This is a genomic window from Flavobacterium album, from assembly GCF_003096035.1.
GTDB lineage: Bacteria > Bacteroidota > Bacteroidia > Flavobacteriales > Flavobacteriaceae > Flavobacterium > Flavobacterium album.
The window spans coordinates 3,416,644-3,433,416 of sequence record NZ_CP029186.1; the positions used below are offsets into that span (position 1 = coordinate 3,416,644).

Annotated in this window: 11 protein-coding genes; 7 read left to right on the plus strand and 4 right to left on the minus strand. The window is 45.7% G+C overall.

Features of this window, described 5'->3' with window-relative positions; all coding sequences use genetic code 11:
• The first annotated feature begins 124 nt into the window (after positions 1–124).
• Positions 125–1,420: an acetyl-CoA hydrolase/transferase family protein gene (locus HYN59_RS15475; protein ID WP_108779143.1), complete on the plus strand. Its 1,296-nt coding sequence runs from the start codon at positions 125–127 to the stop codon at positions 1,418–1,420.
• 97 nt (positions 1,421–1,517) lie between these two features.
• On the opposite strand, the gene HYN59_RS15480 is transcribed toward HYN59_RS15475, so the two are convergent.
• The 4 genes from HYN59_RS15480 to HYN59_RS15495 form a co-directional block, all read right to left on the minus strand.
• Positions 1,518–2,357, minus strand: coding sequence for a T9SS type A sorting domain-containing protein (locus HYN59_RS15480; protein WP_108779144.1), 840 nt, complete (start codon positions 2,355–2,357; stop codon positions 1,518–1,520).
• A gap of 52 nt (positions 2,358–2,409) precedes the next feature.
• Positions 2,410–4,470 carry a T9SS type B sorting domain-containing protein gene (locus HYN59_RS15485; RefSeq protein ID WP_108779145.1) on the minus strand — a complete coding sequence of 687 codons (2,061 nt, stop codon included), beginning with the start codon at positions 4,468–4,470 and terminating at the stop codon, positions 2,410–2,412.
• Positions 4,471–4,511: 41 nt separating this feature from the next.
• Positions 4,512–5,984 carry a T9SS type A sorting domain-containing protein gene (locus HYN59_RS15490; protein ID WP_108779146.1) on the minus strand — a complete coding sequence of 491 codons (1,473 nt, stop codon included), beginning with the start codon at positions 5,982–5,984 and terminating at the stop codon, positions 4,512–4,514.
• Positions 5,985–6,085: 101 nt separating this feature from the next.
• The gene (locus HYN59_RS15495) at positions 6,086–7,096 is read right to left on the minus strand and encodes a hypothetical protein (protein ID WP_108779147.1); all 1,011 of its coding nucleotides are present in this window, start codon (positions 7,094–7,096) and stop codon (positions 6,086–6,088) included.
• 101 nt (positions 7,097–7,197) lie between these two features.
• Between HYN59_RS15495 and HYN59_RS15500 the strand changes: the two genes are divergently transcribed.
• The 6 genes from HYN59_RS15500 to HYN59_RS15525 all read left to right on the plus strand — a co-directional run bounded on the left by HYN59_RS15500 (position 7,198) and on the right by HYN59_RS15525 (position 16,713).
• Entirely contained in the window at positions 7,198–7,713 is a 516-nt protein-coding gene (locus HYN59_RS15500) for an RNA polymerase sigma factor (protein WP_108779148.1), read from the plus strand.
• 218 nt (positions 7,714–7,931) lie between these two features.
• Complete coding sequence (locus tag HYN59_RS15505) at positions 7,932–8,834, plus strand: FecR family protein (RefSeq protein ID WP_108779149.1); 903 nt, start codon at positions 7,932–7,934, stop codon at positions 8,832–8,834.
• A 79-nt stretch (positions 8,835–8,913) separates the two neighbouring features.
• On the plus strand, positions 8,914–11,337 hold the full coding sequence (locus HYN59_RS15510) for a TonB-dependent receptor (protein WP_181369461.1): 2,424 nt from the start codon (positions 8,914–8,916) through the stop codon (positions 11,335–11,337).
• 147 nt (positions 11,338–11,484) lie between these two features.
• Entirely contained in the window at positions 11,485–11,679 is a 195-nt protein-coding gene (locus tag HYN59_RS15515; protein WP_108779151.1) for a hypothetical protein, read from the plus strand.
• Positions 11,680–11,997: 318 nt separating this feature from the next.
• Positions 11,998–12,378: a DUF1508 domain-containing protein gene (locus HYN59_RS15520; protein WP_108779152.1), complete on the plus strand. Its 381-nt coding sequence runs from the start codon at positions 11,998–12,000 to the stop codon at positions 12,376–12,378.
• A 138-nt stretch (positions 12,379–12,516) separates the two neighbouring features.
• Positions 12,517–16,713 (plus strand): hybrid sensor histidine kinase/response regulator transcription factor, encoded by a 4,197-nt coding sequence (locus HYN59_RS15525; protein ID WP_108779769.1) that lies wholly within the window; start codon positions 12,517–12,519, stop codon positions 16,711–16,713.
• The last annotated feature ends 60 nt before the right edge of the window (positions 16,714–16,773 follow it).

Genomic DNA, 16,773 nt, shown 5'->3' on the forward strand with positions numbered 1-16,773 from the left:
CTTTTAAGGAAAAAAGGGGAAATGATACGCATCATTAAAGCTGCAGGGGGCCAAATGTTAAATGTGACCGCTATCATATTTGCCGCAGCGGGACGGGTGTAATTTTACCGAAAATTTCAATCCCATGCCACGATATACTACAGCGGAAGAAGCCGTTAAAATAATACAATCCAACCAAAGGGTGTATGTACAGGCCGCTGCCGCAACACCCTACTTCCTTACCAAAGCGCTTAGTGAAAGAGCACCGGAGCTGCGCAATGTAGAGCTGTGCCACCTGCACACCGAGGGTGAAGCCCACTATGCCGACCCTGCACTTTCCGATAGCTTTCATGTCAATTCATTTTTCATAGGAAAGAATGTACGCCATACACTGGCAGCAGGAAACGGCTCCTATACCCCGGTATTCCTTAGCGAATTGCCCAACCTGTTCCGCCGCAATATTATCAGCCTGGATGTGGCCTTTATACACGTATCGCCACCCGATGCCCACGGCTACTGTTCTTTGGGTGTATCTGTAGAAGCAACGCTTGCCGCCATACAGAATGCCAAAACAGTCATCGCACAGGTTAATCCGCAGATGCCAAGAACCTTTGGCGATGGCATAATCCATGTATCGCAAATGGATTACCTTGTGGAAGTGGACACGCCTGTATTTTCGCACGGCCAGGATGCAATTTCCGAAACCGAGAACAGGATCGGGCAGTATGTAGCCTCGCTCATCGATGACCGGAGCACACTGCAAATGGGTATTGGTTCCATACCCAATGCTGCGCTGTCCAACCTAAAAAACCACAAAGACCTTGGCCTGCATACCGAAATGTTCTCTGATGGGGTGATCGACCTTATTGAGCAGGGTGTTATCAACTGCAAATACAAAGGCGTAATAAAAGGCCGGGCATTAGCAACATTCCTTATCGGGTCGCAAAGGCTGTACGATTTCGTAAACGACAACCCCTTTGTGGAGATGCGGGAATCATCTTTCGTAAATGATACTGCACAAATCCGCCGCAACCCAAAAATGGTTGCCATCAATTCGGCCATTGAGGTGGATATGACAGGACAGGTGTGCGCCGATTCCATTGGTATGAAAATGTATTCCGGTGTGGGGGGCCAGATGGACTTTATCAGAGGTGCATCGTTAAGCGAAGGCGGAAAAGCTATCATTGCGTTGCCTTCGGTAACTAAAAACGGGGCCAGCAGGATCGTGCCTTTCCTCAAGCAGGGTGCCGGGGTAGTTACAACGCGCGCCCACGCACACTATATCATTACCGAATACGGCATTGCCGACCTGTACGGAAAAACCCTCAAGCAGCGCAACAAGGCGTTGGTAGAAATTGCGCATCCTGACCATAGGGAAACCATCGAAAGAAGTTTTCATGAAGGTGCAAAAGCGGGAATTAAGAGAGTGATTTTACCATAAAAAAAGCCGGTACTTTACGGTACCGGCCAGACAAAATAAACTCAACTAAATAATAAAACACACATTGCCGCGGCCCTTGTGGGAATAGCCGACAGCATTATTTTTTATATACTTTCATTTTTTCAACACGGCTGCCAGAATAGATGTGGAGCATGTACATTCCGGATGAAAGGCTGCTCATATCTATTGTGTGGTTCATAGCGTTTACAGCTTCACTGCACAGCATTTGGCCGGTAAGGGTGTACATTTCAATCTTGTCTATTTGGGTTGGATTGCTTACGGACAGCCTGTCCGATACAGGATTTGGAAAAGCCGATACCGCGGAAAGCAGGTTCTCCCCCACTCCCATGCTGCCTTGCACAGTCAGGCTGATATCATCAATATAAAATAACCCCTGGTTTTCGAAAGACTGCACATCGAAATGTATCCAATAATCACCCGTTTCAGGTACCGTAAAAGCCTCGGTAGTATGGGTTACAGGTGTTGCGCCGGTAATGCTTAGGTGGGTAGCGAGGTCGTCATAATAACTGGCGCCCGGCTGCTGCAGCTGCACCCCAAAACGGCCAATGGTTTTTGTCGCATCGCTGTTACCATACCGATAAGAAACTACATACTGGACACCCTGTACCAAATGTACCTCGTTGGTATAGAGATCCGCACCAATGGTTGGCTGCATCGCGCCGCCTCCCTGCGAACCTGTGTAGGTATCATAGGCCAGAAGCTTGCCACTGAAACCGGAAACCGGCCCTGCAATACTTTCGAACACTTCGCTTGAGGCAAAGGCAAAATAGGTAGTGGTCATACAATCCGGCAAGGCGGGAACTGTCGCATTTTCAAATGTGCTTGTATAAGGCACCGTAAAAGCCTGGTCGCACTGGGCGATCCCCAGTTGCGAAAGGCATGCAAGAAATAAGGGTAAAGTAATTCTTTTCATCATTATAAGTTTTTAATATTAGTAATTGAGTTTGGGTTCTTTATTTATTTGTTGATCAATGCTCTTCCCTGTTTATGTATACCCATCCGGTTTTCGGCTGACCGGCAACTGTCTTTATAACATAATAATAAGTACCGTCGGGAAGCGCTTCGCCGTTGTCCGACTGGCCTGACCATTCTGTAGTATAATGCTTCCTGTTGTATACTTTAAGCCCGTAACGGTTAAAAACGCTTAGCTCTTCTATATCGAAACCTGCCAGGTCGAAATAATCGTTCCTCCCATCAAGGTTCGGCGATATTCCCCTCTGGATATTGCAATTGGCCGAAACCACATTATAAACCATACTGCCGCGGCATCCTTCTTGTGTTTCAACAGCTACACTGTATTCACCGGGCTTAGCAATAAAAACTTTTCCTGCATTTGCAGCAAAACTATCAGGACCTTCCCATGAAAAAGCAGCTGTGGCCGGGTCAAAAGATCCTTCCAACGGCAACGCCTCCAGAGTGAAACTCCCATTATTGCAGGACTCAGCAACAGTAACACCAAAAGCAGGCTTTTCTATTATATGGATGGTGCGGGTGTTTTCACAGCCATTTACGGCCACGGTTACTTTATAAACCCCAAAACCTGAAGGCTGCAATGTTGGTGTGATTGCCTCAAGCGGGGCATCGTTAAAAAACCATTGGAACGATGCCGCCGATATGTCAAAATTTTCGGGTGTTAATTGGATCACCTCGTTTTGGGGATCGCAGGTGGCAAGCACTTCTGGCAACGAAAATTGGGGAATGGCGTTAATGATAACCTGTTTTTCTATTTCCCAGGTGAAGCCGTTGCGTTTGAGGGTAACTTTTACAGTATAAGTACCCGCAGCTGTATAAGTATGTACCGCAGTATTACCTGCAGACGAGGTACCGTCGCCAAAATCCCAGTTGGCTTCCTGAGGGCTTCGGTTCCACACTACTGAAAAAGCGGTTTCGGAGCCTGCACAAAAATGCTGTGCTTCAATATCAGGGCCTACAAAATAAGAAGCTATTGCGGTGGGCAGGCCAAGCTCGGCAAACCGTTGGCTGCCAAGGTATACGCTGCCCCATTCGAAATTGCACCCGGTGCCTAAAACCTCAGGGTTGTGGATAACGCTAAGGCTTTCCGAAAGGCCATCGGGTTTATAGATCTTTCCATTACTTGCTAATTGCAGTGCACCAAGCGTAAAATAAGGATCTTCGTATACAACCGTTCCCGATGTGGCAATATCGGCAGCAAGCAGGTTGTACTGCCGGAGCTTGCCCGTACGTGCCGTATATAATACATTGCCCGAAAGCGAAAATTCAACACCATAAGGCCCTTCCATTGCTCCATTTTCCAGTTGCAGGGCGTTTGTTGCTTCTCCTGTAACCTTATCATAATCACATAGGAACACGCCCCCTGCCTGGCTTGCAACCGCCAGCCTTGAGCCGTCTGCCGATAGCTTCATTGCGCCCGGCTCAAAATACGGATCGTTCCAATGCAGCGTATTTTGAAAAAAGGGTCCTACATTGCTCACAACAGGCTCATTGATACCATTTTCGGTTAGCAGGAACGAGTAAACAACATCACCCGGATACCCGTGGACCACTATCCATATATCTTCGCCGTTTTCATGCAAAGTCGCCGTGATGCCCTCGGTAGTGCTATCCAGGAGGTTTATGTTCTTGTTTGCCGTCACCGCACCCAGCCCGCCGTTCGCAGCCATGTTCACTTCCGAATAGTTTAGCCCGACAGGATTTTCTACAGCGCCTACTGTGAAAATATAGTATTTTGTCGCACTGCCCGGGCCGCCTGTTATCAGTACTCCCTGCGTGCTGGAGGTGTTTCCCATAAGGCCGGTGCCGTTTTCCATAACCTGGTGCTGCCTGTTATAAACCGTTACCCCATCGGTATAGAACAGCAGGTTGCCCTGTGCGTCGGCAATGCAGGAGGAGCCTTCGCTGGTATCAATCTGCCCATCGTATAAAGCTACCGGTTCCCCACTATTAAAATCTACCCCTGCAAATAGCCCAAAATACCATATATTAGTTTCTTTCTGGGCAAAGACAGCCTGGGTAAGAATGGCCAGCATTAGCACATATATCTTTTTCATAGCAACAATTTTTAGTGCATTGGTTGGGAAGGTATGACTGCCTAGTTAACCACGATTTTTTCATTACTCTCGCCGCTTTCGCCTTTAATACGTGCGATATACATTCCCTTTTGCAGCGAACTGAGATTTATGGTATTGCCGTTGTTAATATCCTTAGCAGTGAAAACCGTTTTTCCGGTGAGGTCGATTATACTGATATCTACGGCTTCGGTGGTCATAACATTTAAAATGCCTGTAGTTGGATTGGGATATAATTTAAATTGTGCCGCTTCCTGTTTTGGATTGCTTAGTATTCCATTGGTCTTGAAGGCTGCGGGCGTTACCAGAGCCGAACCGAAATTGGCAACACGCTGGCTGAATATCACCTCTCCGCCGGATACAATGTCTATGCCGTGCGGGGTCTCGCCAATCATCCAGCCGTAACCATTAGCCGAATAAAACTCGACAGAATAGCATTCCGTATCATTACCCGGAAGTGTGATCTGGTGTACCTTGGTCGTGTTGGCATCAACTCCGCCGCCGCCAAAAAAGTCTTCATTGCCATGTTCATAGGGCCCGCCGGAGCCTACCACTGTACCCGCACTGTTCTTTATGGCCCAGGAGATCTCGCCTGCATAAAAGTTAGTAAACACATTTACAGTGATGTTGTTATACCCTTCGCCGGTCTCAGTAACATTAAAGGTATCCGTTGCAGTTTGCGCATTGCCGGGCACTGCACCATTGATGCTTGTGATCACCGCCTGATAGTCAGCTCCCGGATCGATGACAACAGGATCGAAAGTTATCATGGCATCATCAAACGTGCCAATATTCCCCGTGTAATTTTTTGTTGCCAATACATCCGATCCGTTCCGCAATTCAATAGTAGCAGCGGTGATGTTTTGTGTACCGTAATTTGTTACCGATATCTGCGGTGATCCTGCTCCGCCATCACATACCATAAAGTCGGCCATTACAGCTTTGCCGTGGTTCGGAAGGTCGGTTAGCGTGCCGCAGTTTGCACTGATGTCCTCTTTAAGCCCTTCAAAATTAAGCTGCTGTATCTCGCTCACAATCCCGTTAGGGCATATCCTGAAAATGGTAGGGAAATAATTGATCTGGTAAAGGCTCGATATATTGTCGTTATTAATGACCGGATAGGGCGAATGCTCCATCCAGTTGCCCATGGTTACGCCGCTGTCTCCCGGCATGTTCGTACCATAAAGCGATTCGATGGAGGTGTAGCCATCCCCTTCCACAAAAAGCACGACCACATCTCCTGAGCCGGCCTGCCCGTAGGTATAATACAGGTCTTCCAATGCGCCGGACTCATGGTAATACCAGCAGTAGTGGCACCATGTTGCCGAAATATCCATAATGACGGTCTTGCCCTGTGCGAGGTATTCGGAAAGGGAATGTGTGTTGCCGTCGAGGTCGGTAACCATAAAGTCCGGCGCCACGCTCCCCGGGGCGATCTGTGCCCGGGATACCAGGCCGGTGATAGTAAACAGGGTAATGAATAGTAGTTTTTTCATAGTAACATTATTAAGTTAGTGCGTTAAAAAAAGGCAATAGCTATCCTGCCGGCGTCAAATAGTGCTTTGGCCTGGCAATGGTATTCCAATAAAATTTTTATTTAGTTTTTATGCAGCGATAAGAACTTTTCAGGATCGACTCCTGTAGCATCCCTGTGCATTTTTATGAGTGTTTGCGTTACATTAGTAATTGTCCATATCCCCTGGAGAGCTTCCAGCCCTGACCCGTCAAATGCAAGCTGCATCTCGGTGTTGCTTCCGGAAACAGCCCATGTCCCGCTAACCGGGCTCCCGCCTGATATAGTGATCGTTCCGTTAGCATTAAAAATAAAATCGTAATACCCATAGGTTATGGTCTGGTCGGTAAAACTGAAATAATATGATACATACCATGATCCCTGTACAAGCACATCGCCCGGCAGCGGATTGGGGTTAGGTTCCGGATTGAGGAGCGCCAGGCATTCATCGGTATAACTGTCTATGGCAGCTTCTAGTGCATTGTTATCTATCAGCGTCAGCACGGTGCCGTCGGGAGCATTAAAATGTATTGGGTAATCAAAGGCCAACCCGTCATACGTTACATCATTCAGTATTTCGAAGAGCGCCCTTTTATTGCCCAGATCGAAAGATTCTGCCAATTGGTTCTGGCTGTTGTACGTGTTTATTTCAAGCGGGTACACAAGGTCCATGCAGGATAATTCTACATATCCGGTACAGCTACCCACTGCGGCATCAAACTCTGTCTGATCGTTAAAAGCCGCTTCGGTATAATCAGCGTAAACAACGTTTACCGGAAAGTTTATCGTTACCTCATCAGTTCCTGTTGCCGAAGCTTCCAGTATATCCCGCACCTGCTGGTAACCGGCCTCCGATGCTAAATTCACCGTTTCCCCATTGGCAACAACCGAATACGGAAACGCAATGGCAAAACAGCTTGTCCCATCGATAAAATCGTCTATTGCCGACGGGCTTTGTGTTACCCTGCGCAGCTTTCCGGCAAGGGCAGCATTGCTCAGGATATTGTTTTCCGGCGCGAGGTTTATGGCCCGCTCTTCGGTCTCGCAGGACAGCGATAAAATGCTAAAAGCGGCAATGGTTAGTATTCGTTTCATTTTCCCTGTGGTTACGATGTTAAGACAAAAAATTTCCGGGCTACCCTACTTGACTATTAATTTTTTTTTACCTTGGCCCCCAAAATAATACATGCAAACCTATGGAAAAGCCTGAAAAACAAGACATTTGTGACAAAATATTTTTTTCGGCTTTTTTTAAGGCGCAGGCACAAGCCTTGCGGAATTTCCTTTACTTCAGGTTTGGCGATAAGGACCTCGCCGAAGATATCACACAGGAAGCGTTCATAAAATTGTGGCAAAACTGTGCCGAGGTGCGCTACCCAAAATCGTTTTTATATACCGTTGCAAAAAACAGTGCCATTAACCATACGGCCTACCAGAAAGTTGTTTTTAATTATGCCGAAAACAATCCGGGGAGGACTACCGATAACCAGAGCCCGGAATACCTGATGGAGGAAAATGAATTCCGCCAAAAGTTTGAAAATGCCATTGCAGGTCTCACAGAAGGCCAGCGCACTGCCCTGCTGCTGAACCGGATAGAAGGTAAAAAATATAAAGAAATAGCCGAAATGCTGGGTATAAGCGTAAAAGCCGTTGAAAAGCGGATACACGGTGCATTGGTAGCATTAAGCGAAAAAATTGAGAATTTCAGGTAGGGTTTTGCCCTGCATCATTGTCAAATTAAAAGATAGTTCAATTTAACCACATAGGCACATAGTACCATTATGATAAAAAGTGAAGGTAACATATTAGCACACAGTTTTTTGAAGCTTTGCTTCAAACTATGAGCTCCTTTGAAAAGGCATGTTGTTGCATCAAACAATTAAACTATGTGCCTATGTGTTAAATTTTGAACTGTTATAAAAACTGGTTTATGAAAGACGACACACTACTTGCCCGTTGGCTTGCCGGTGAACTTGAAGCTGAGGAACTTGCCGCTTTGGAGAACGATCCGAGGTATGCTACTTTTTTGCGCATAAAAAATAATTTTGAGCAAATTGAAAGACCCCGGTTTGAAGGCGGACCCATGCTTGAAGATATCCTGCAGCTGGAGAAAAACCCTGCAAGGGTGGTGCCATTGTACCGCAAAAGCTGGTTCCAGACGGTGGCCGCATCTATAGTCCTGATTTTGGGGTTTGCTTTTATATTTACCAGGCCGGATAAGATGGAGACCGCCAATGGCAAAACCCTGGCTTTCACACTCCCTGATAATTCGGCTGTAGTGCTCAATTCCGGTTCTGAATCAAGTTATAGCAGTTGGAACTGGGATAACAACCGCAACATCAGCCTTGACGGTGAAGCGTATTTCAGGGTAGCCAAAGGGAAGAAGTTCACCGTAAATACACCCCTTGGCACAGTAACGGTAATGGGTACGCAATTCAATGTAAAAGCTCGGGAAGGCCGGCTCGACGTAGTTTGCTACGAAGGGAAAGTGCGCGTGGGATATAATGGAAAAGAGACCATACTTACCCCGCACCATTCGGTTACCGTTGAAGGCGCGTCAGTAAAAGACGGCGTTGTAAGCGCAGGCAAGCCTAAGTGGATAGATGGTGAGCTTGAATTTGAATATGAAAAACTGTCGGCCGTGTTAGGAGAGATCGAAAGGAAATATGATGTGGAGATCAGGACAGACCTCAACTCAGGCAAGACCTTCTCGGGCACCCTTCCGGGCAATGATATAGACGGGGCGCTGCAAACCCTTTCCCGCCTGTACCGCCTGACGATAGAAAAACAGGGTAAAACGATCATACTAAAGTCCATGGATGGCAAAAAATAAAATTATTGCGTTCTTTTTTAGCATAATTCCCGTGTGTTGTTTAGCCCAAACGAATAACACAATACCCCTGCGCGCCCTGTTGGAGGAAATATCCAAAACGCATAAGGTAAAATTCAGCATGATTGATGAGGACATTGCGATGTACAACTTTGCTCCTCCTGACAAAAAAATAAGCCTTCAGGAAAAACTCGACTATATAGCTGGCAGGACAAGGTTACGCTTTGAGGCGGCGGGCATCGGTAAATATACCGTTTACAATGACATAAGTCCTGAAAACCCATTGTGTGGCTATCTCATTGACAGCAAAACCGGAAAAGGCATCGACGGAGCCCTGATCTACTTTGGAAGTACTACTGTAAGTTCCGGTGCCGATGGCTATTTTAGCATGTCGCTATCTGCCAAAGGAACCATAACTATTTCGCACATTGGCTATAGCCAAAAGATAGTAGCGCTTTCGGAATTCTATGTTCCCGGCTGCCTCAACATTACTCTTGAGGAAGAGGTTACGGAACTGAAAGAAGTAATTGCCGAACGTTACCTCGCCGCGGGCATATCTCGGAAAGAAAATGGCGAACTCGTAGTAAAGCCACGCAAATTCGGCATTCTGCCCGGCCTTACCGAACCGGACGTACTGCAAACCATGCAGCAGCTGCCGGGGGTTATCAGCATTGACGAGACGGTATCCAACATCAATGTGCGCGGCGGCACACATGACCAGAACCTGTTTTTGTGGAATGGCATCCGCATGTTCCAGACCAGCCATTTTTTTGGGCTGCTCTCGGCCTTCAACCCGTTGCAGGCAACGACTATTTCTATTTTTAAAAACGGCAGCCCCTCTTATTATGGGGAAAGCGTGTCGTCGGCAGTAGATATTTCTACGCATACTCCAAATCCAGAAAATAAAAATATTGTGGCGGTCGACATGATCAATGCTGCCTTCCTGGCCTCGGTAAACCTTACTACAAAGGACTTTTTACAAGTTTCGGGAAGGCGGACGTATTCCGACCTGTGGGCTACTCCTACTTTTGGTGAATACCGGAACAGGATATTACAGAATACTACAATTACCAATGTACTGCAGGACCAGCAGGTTAAGGTAGCAAGCGATGAGAAGTTCTATTTTTACGATCTTTCCCTTTCCTACCGCCACACACTTAACGAAAAGCACGCCTTATTTGTAGACGGTATAGCGATGAGTAATAACCTAGATATTTTCCAGCATACCGAAACAGCAGATAAAAACGGGAACCTTTCTCAGGGTACCGTTGGCGGCAGTGCAACCCTGAAGTCAAAATGGGATGAGAACAATACATCGGAAGTGCAGGTTTATGTATCTTCCCATGACATGGATGCTTCCAATGAGTCTATTGAAAATGAACAGGCCACGCGCCAAAGTAATACGATATTCGATAAGGGCATACGGCTGAACTATGGGCGGTTGCTTTCGCAAAATCTCCATATCAGCGCAGGTTATCAGTTCAATGAGGTCAGCGTTCGGAATTTTGATGAAGTGAATATCCCGGCTTTTTCTAAGAACGAAAAGTTGGTTTCCGTTTCACATGCGGTTACAGGGCAGGGAAATTATGCTTCCGCAGACGGCAAGACAAAAATCAGTCTCGGAATACGCGGCAATTATTTCGACAAATACCGCTTGTTCATGGCAGAGCCGCGTGTTGTATTCAGCCGATTGCTTAAAGAAGGCCTTACGCTTGAAGTATCGGCCGAACGAAAAAGCCAGGCCATTTCACAGGTTATCGACCAGCAGCAGGATTTTCTGGGGATAGAAAAAAGGCGCTGGGTACTTGCGGACGGGAATAACATCCCTGTCCAGAAAAGCACACAGGCATCTCTGGGACTTACCTATTCAAAAAGAGGATGGCTTGCCACAATAGAAGGGTTTTACAAAAAAGTGGCCGGCATAACCAGCGACAGCCAGGATTTCCAGAACCAGTTTGAGTTTGATAACAGCACGGGATCTTACAGGGTCTTAGGCTACGAAGTACTGCTGCAAAAAAAGTTCAGCCGTTTTTATACCTGGATCTCCTATACCTATAATGATAACCGGTATAAATTTGACAGCTTTGTGCCTCCGGGGTTTGCGAACAACTTTGCCGTTTCGCATGCGGTTACTTCAGCGGGTATCTATGAATGGGATAACTTCCGTTTTGCATTGGGTACGAAGTGGCGTACCGGCAGCCCGCAAACCGAACCGTTATCATTTTCCATCGACCCTAATAACCCGGCCAATTCGCAGATCATCTACAAAGCGCCGAACAGTTCCAGGCTTAGTGATAACCTGCAAGTAAATTTATCGGCATCCAAAACATGGAGCCTTGGCAAAAAAACGCTTTTCACTGCAAGCTGTTCGGTACTTAACATCCTGGACAGGCACAATGTGATCAGCCGCTATTACCGCATAAACAAATCAAGTAATGCTGTTGAAAGCGTAAATACCTACGGGCTTGGCAGGACACCCAATCTGAGTGTTAAGCTGGCTTTTTAATTGCTTTATCATCTTATCTACATATAATACTACGTTAACATAGGCTTTACACGAGGCCAGTACATTTGTTTTAGGATAGTTTTACCTTTTATTTAACTATTCCCGGCTAAATGAATTGTTACATTTGGTTTAATCATTTATATAATTATGATCGAGTTAGCCAGGCCACATAGAATTGAAATTCCTGCCGAAAAACCAAAGGCAGCAATTGCATCGCGCGTTAATTATACTAAAGTTATCTTTAAAATAGCATTGGTTAGTATAGCTTCGTTTTTGGTTATAGGCGCTGTTATCTTCTTTGCCGACATTGCGAATATGCTCGTACTAACGCATCGCGAATAGCCTCTATATATTTTTAAACAAAATATCTTCGCCGATTTAGCGGTTCGACTTAACGCTTTGACTAATCTTATACTTCAGTTTTAAAGAATCAGAACCTACCCGGACCAAAAAAGGCAACGGCCTTTGCCTGGACAATCTTTGGCCTTATTTTTTAAGAAAATTTTTATCTTAATTTATACTATATTGCCGGCTGTTACCCACCACCTTTTGATAAATGAAAGTATCTCAACGCTATTGTTTTGGGCGTGATGAGTCATTGAAGGCGTGGGTAGAGAAAGGATAGTATAAGAAGTTTGGATCAAAATTTTTGCAGTAACTATGGGGATGTTTGTAATTAGCAAGCGGTATAACGGGGATTATAAATTTACTTTTGCTTCGCGCAAGGGAAAGACCATTTTCACGAGTATTGCCTGTAAGCAAAAAACGGATTGCGAACGGATGATCGAGGGCATCAGGGAAAATATCGCATCTTTTGCTTTTACAAAGAACAGGACAGCCGCCGGCAAATATTTTTTCAGGCTGTCGAAAGATGGCCTGGTACTGGCTACCAGCCGGAAATATTCATCGGAATACAGCTTTTCTAAAGGCATCAACGAGATCCTTAAATATGTCCCTGTTTCGGAAACACTGGATTTTTCTGAAAACGAATTTGTATTCCCCGATGCCGATACGGTTTTTGAAGAAGCAGAACAGGATTAACAGCAATCTTTGCGATTCAGTTAAAAAATCCTCCGTTTTTTAAATTACGTTGTATGATATGCATTTTTTAAATAACATTTGATTAACTTGGCGTACGTAAGGCTACAGCTTTCCCGGCTAAAGTTAAAAAAACACCCATTGAAACGCAGTATTTTAATTATCAGCTTCTTATTCCTGTTTATTGCATGCAATAAGAAGGAAGGGGCTGTTGCATTAAATGCTGCACCTGCAAGCCAAAATACTGATGGTAACCATGCGAGGCACACTGCTGCTAACAGGCCACAGGACCTGAAATATTCCCTGGAGCAGCTGGATAATACCAGGGGATTGTCTAACAGTTCGGTCAACTGCATTTTCCAGGATTCCCAGAACTTGCTTTGGATAGGGACCTGGGACGGGCTCAACCGGTATGACGGCCATGATTTTAAGATCTTCAGGCCCGAGCCCGACAATAAGAATTCACTCAGCAACCAGGTTATCCTTAAAATTGCCGAAGACAATTCGGGAGCAATATGGGTACTTACCATGCATGGCATCAACCGCTACGATAAAAAAACAGATGCTTTCCAACAGTTCTATTTTTCTACTGAGAACAAGCCCCCCTCATCGGAATCGCAGTTCAATATGGCGCTTGACAGATCGGGACAGGTATTTTGCGCGGTAAAAGACTGGGGGATCGGATATTTTGAAGGAAGCGCTTTCCAGCCGTTTCCCGCCAACAGCGTTACTGGTAAAACCGTAAAAAAAATAGAATTTTCGGCAACAGGCGAATTGCTGGTGCTTTTTGAAGATAATGAGTTGCATGCCTTAACAATAAAAACCCTTGCTAACGGTAAAAAAACGATAGCAAAGTCTGCGCTGGTTGTTGGTAATATACGGACTTTTGACGTATTGCCTGATAAAGGCATCTGTACGGTTTCTGTCACTGGCGAGGCTGCCCTGTTTTCACTGGCCGATAAGCAACGCAATATACTTTCCCAAAAGAACATTATCAACATCATTGGGCATACCCCGGAAGGGCTTGTACTGTCAGGCAAGGCAGGTTATTTTATGATCGATACTGCAGGGAACACCATTACCATGCCCTGGTCGAAATACCTGAAAAACCAAAAAATAACAACCCTGATACAGGGAAGCGAGCATGTAATTTGGACAGGCACCGATGGCGACGGGGTATTCAAGATGTACCCGCTTAAAAAATCGTTCAACCTGGTATCCAAAGCACAGCTGCCGGAGCTCGATGGCGGTATCGTGCGTACCTTCCTGAAAGACGGGGAAAATTCTTTTTGGATAGGCACAAAAGGGAAAGGCCTCTTCCGGCTGCCTGCCAATTTTTATGAAAATCCCGATAAGGCGTTGGCTTTCGCGAATTTCAATGAAGATAACAGCCCTATAAATAATGCAGTATATGCCCTGAGCAAAGGAAATGATAATATTGTATTGATTGGTACAGATGGCGACGGCATAACGGTATATGATCTCAATGTATCAAGGCTTATCAGTTGGAAAGACATTTTGGGAAATGAAAAATGCGGGCACTTTAAGTCGGTTTATGCCATCTATCAGGACAACGATGGCTTTATCTGGCTGGGGACAAACGGCTACGGGATGATACGCTTCAAAATAGAACGGGCGGACGGCAAGTTACAGGTCACTGATTTTAAAAAATACATGGCGGGTAATGGTGATAGTATGCTGAGCAGCAACATTATATTCTCGATCATTCCCGGAAATGAGGGTCAGCTATGGGTAGGCACGCGGCTAGGCGGCCTCAACCTTTTTGATAAACGGACTGAGCATTTCCGGACTTACAAAAATGTGCCAAACGATCCTAAAAGCCTTTCCAACAACGACATACTATGCCTGGTTACCGATGCGGATAATAAACTGTGGATAGGAACCAGTTTTGGCCTGAACGCATTGGAAGAAATGAAGAGTGACGGCAGCGCAGTATTTAAAAATTTCACCGTTAAAGACGGACTGCCCAACAACACCATCCATGGTATCGTGCCGGATAAAAAGTCGAACCTGTGGATAAGCACCAATTTCGGGCTGTCTAACTTTACCATTAACCCGGCGAAGTTTACCAACTATTCGAAGAACGAAGGCCTGCAAAACAATGAGTTTGCCGATGGAGCCTTTTACAGTGACCCCGAATCAGGACTTATTTTTATGGGTGGGATAAAGGGATTCAATTATTTCCTGCCGGAAAAGATAAAGGAGTCACCGACCGTACCCGACCTGCTTATTGACAGGATAAGCGGGCAGAACCAGGCTACCCCCTACTATCAGGGATTGGTAATTTCGCCTGATTCGAAAACAAATCCGTCAATCGTATTAAATCATAACCAGAATTTTTTCGATATCCATCTTACTGCGCTAACCTATACGAACAATGAAAAATGCCAGTATGCCTACCAGCTAAGGGGATTTGACAAGAATTGGAATTCTATCGGCAACCGTAAGATCATTTCCTTTACGAACGTGCCAAGAGGCAATTATTCGCTATGGGTGAAGTGGTCGAACATTGACGGGGTATGGAGCCGGCCTGTGCACGCCATAGATATCAGGGTAAGGCCCGTGTGGTGGCAATCAAACCTGGCGACTGCTATCTATCTGGTACTGGGAGCGCTATTCCTCCTATTTGTACGAAGCTACTACCTGAAACGCCAGTCGCTTCAGCAAAATATCCTTTTCAGGAAAAAGGAAGAAGAATTACATGAAAACAGGCTGTCGTTCTTTACTAATATCGCGCACGAATTCTTAACACCCCTTACGCTGATCGTGGGGCCTGTACAGAAATTATCGGAAGCCACACACCTTGATGAACGCAACCGTAAGTTTACGCTGATGATACAAAAAAATGTATCGCGGCTGCTGTTCCTTACCCAGCAATTGCTGGAGTTCCGAAAGGCAGAATATGATTACCTCGAAGTCACGGTAAAGAAATTCGACCTTATAAGCCTAATCGAACAGATCGCTGAATTGTTTGACGACTGGGCACTGGACAAGAACATCAATTATCAGTTGGAAGTCCCGTCTGAACTGCCGGGCTGGTTTGATAAAGACAAGCTTGAAAAAATAGTGTTCAACCTGATGTCCAATGCTTTTAAGTATACGCCCAGGGACGGGTCTATTGCATTGAAATGCAGCATTGAGAAAGGCAGGCTGAACATCACGATAACCAATACCGGGGAAGGCATCCCAAAAGAAAAGCTCGAATCGCTGTTTGACCGTTTCTTCCTCTCGGATGCCAACCGGAAGCCCGACCCCGAAATGTTCAGGACAGGCATTGGCCTTGCGTATATCAAAAGGCTGGTAACGGTGCTGCGCGGTGAGATCCTGGTATCGAGCGTTGCAAATGCCGAAACGGTTTTTACTATCCTGATCCCATGCGAAAAAGAAGCATTCAGCGATAAGGAAATAGATACCGAGATAGCGCCGGTGCTGATATCCCACCACCTTAAAAATATCCTTGAAGACACTACTACAGAGCAATGGAACGTTGTGCCTGATAAGATCTCGGCGGTAGAAAGGGTTGAGGACGACAGGAAAAAGATACTGATTGTTGAGGACGAGAAGGAGATACAGCTTTACCTGAGGGATTTGCTGGCGCAGAAATATACCATCATAAGCGCCTACAACGGTGTTGAAGCGTTAGAGATGATTGAGGAAGAAATTCCCGATATCATCATCAGTGATGTGATGATGCCATTGATGGATGGTGTGGAACTCTGCAAAAGAATAAAAACCGACATCAGGACCTGCCATGTTCCGTTTATCATGCTTACTGCTAAAAATTCTGTGCTGCACAGGATAGAAGGTTTGGAGAGTGGTGCCAACTCCTATATACCGAAGCCTTTTTACCCCGACCACCTGCTGGTACGCATCCAGAAGCTGCTTGAGGAAAAAGCGATGATAGTAAAGCATTTTACACAGGATACACTCGTTGAAAACCTTTCGGGGATGCCGATACATAGTGATGAGAAGGCTTTCATAAAATCGCTGATCGACCTTATCCGTAAAAATATCGATAACGAAAACCTCCAGAGCGCGTTCATAGAAAAGGCCCTTGGGATAAGCACATCGCAACTATACCGGAAGACAAAAGAGATTTTTGACCTCTCTCCCGGCGACCTGATACGCACCATACGCCTGAAGCATGCTGCGGAACTTTTGCGCAAAAACGTTTTGACAGTGTCGGAAATATGCTATAAATCGGGGTTCAATAACCGCTCCTACTTCTACAGGGAGTTTAAAAAGATGTACGATACAACGCCGAAAAATTACCAGCTTCAGTATAAGGCGCGGAGTGCATCTTTTTCAAATAACTGACAATCAATATGTTTATAATCAGTGTACACTTTTGAAAAAATAGTGTACACACTTTTTTAT

Bases quoted from the DNA above. Each gene is read 5' to 3' on its own strand.
- HYN59_RS15520 (WP_108779152.1), top strand. From the start codon at position 11,998: ATGGGGATGTTTGTAATTAGCAAGCGGTATAACGGGGATTATAAATTT.
- HYN59_RS15495 (WP_108779147.1), bottom strand. From the start codon at position 7,096: ATGAAACGAATACTAACCATTGCCGCTTTTAGCATTTTATCGCTGTCC.
- HYN59_RS15485 (WP_108779145.1), bottom strand. From the start codon at position 4,470: ATGAAAAAGATATATGTGCTAATGCTGGCCATTCTTACCCAGGCTGTC.
- HYN59_RS15480 (WP_108779144.1), bottom strand. From the start codon at position 2,357: ATGATGAAAAGAATTACTTTACCCTTATTTCTTGCATGCCTTTCGCAA.
- HYN59_RS15505 (WP_108779149.1), top strand. From the start codon at position 7,932: ATGAAAGACGACACACTACTTGCCCGTTGGCTTGCCGGTGAACTTGAA.
- HYN59_RS15500 (WP_108779148.1), top strand. From the start codon at position 7,198: ATGGAAAAGCCTGAAAAACAAGACATTTGTGACAAAATATTTTTTTCG.
- HYN59_RS15490 (WP_108779146.1), bottom strand. From the start codon at position 5,984: ATGAAAAAACTACTATTCATTACCCTGTTTACTATCACCGGCCTGGTA.
- HYN59_RS15475 (WP_108779143.1), top strand. From the start codon at position 125: ATGCCACGATATACTACAGCGGAAGAAGCCGTTAAAATAATACAATCC.
- HYN59_RS15515 (WP_108779151.1), top strand. From the start codon at position 11,485: ATGATCGAGTTAGCCAGGCCACATAGAATTGAAATTCCTGCCGAAAAA.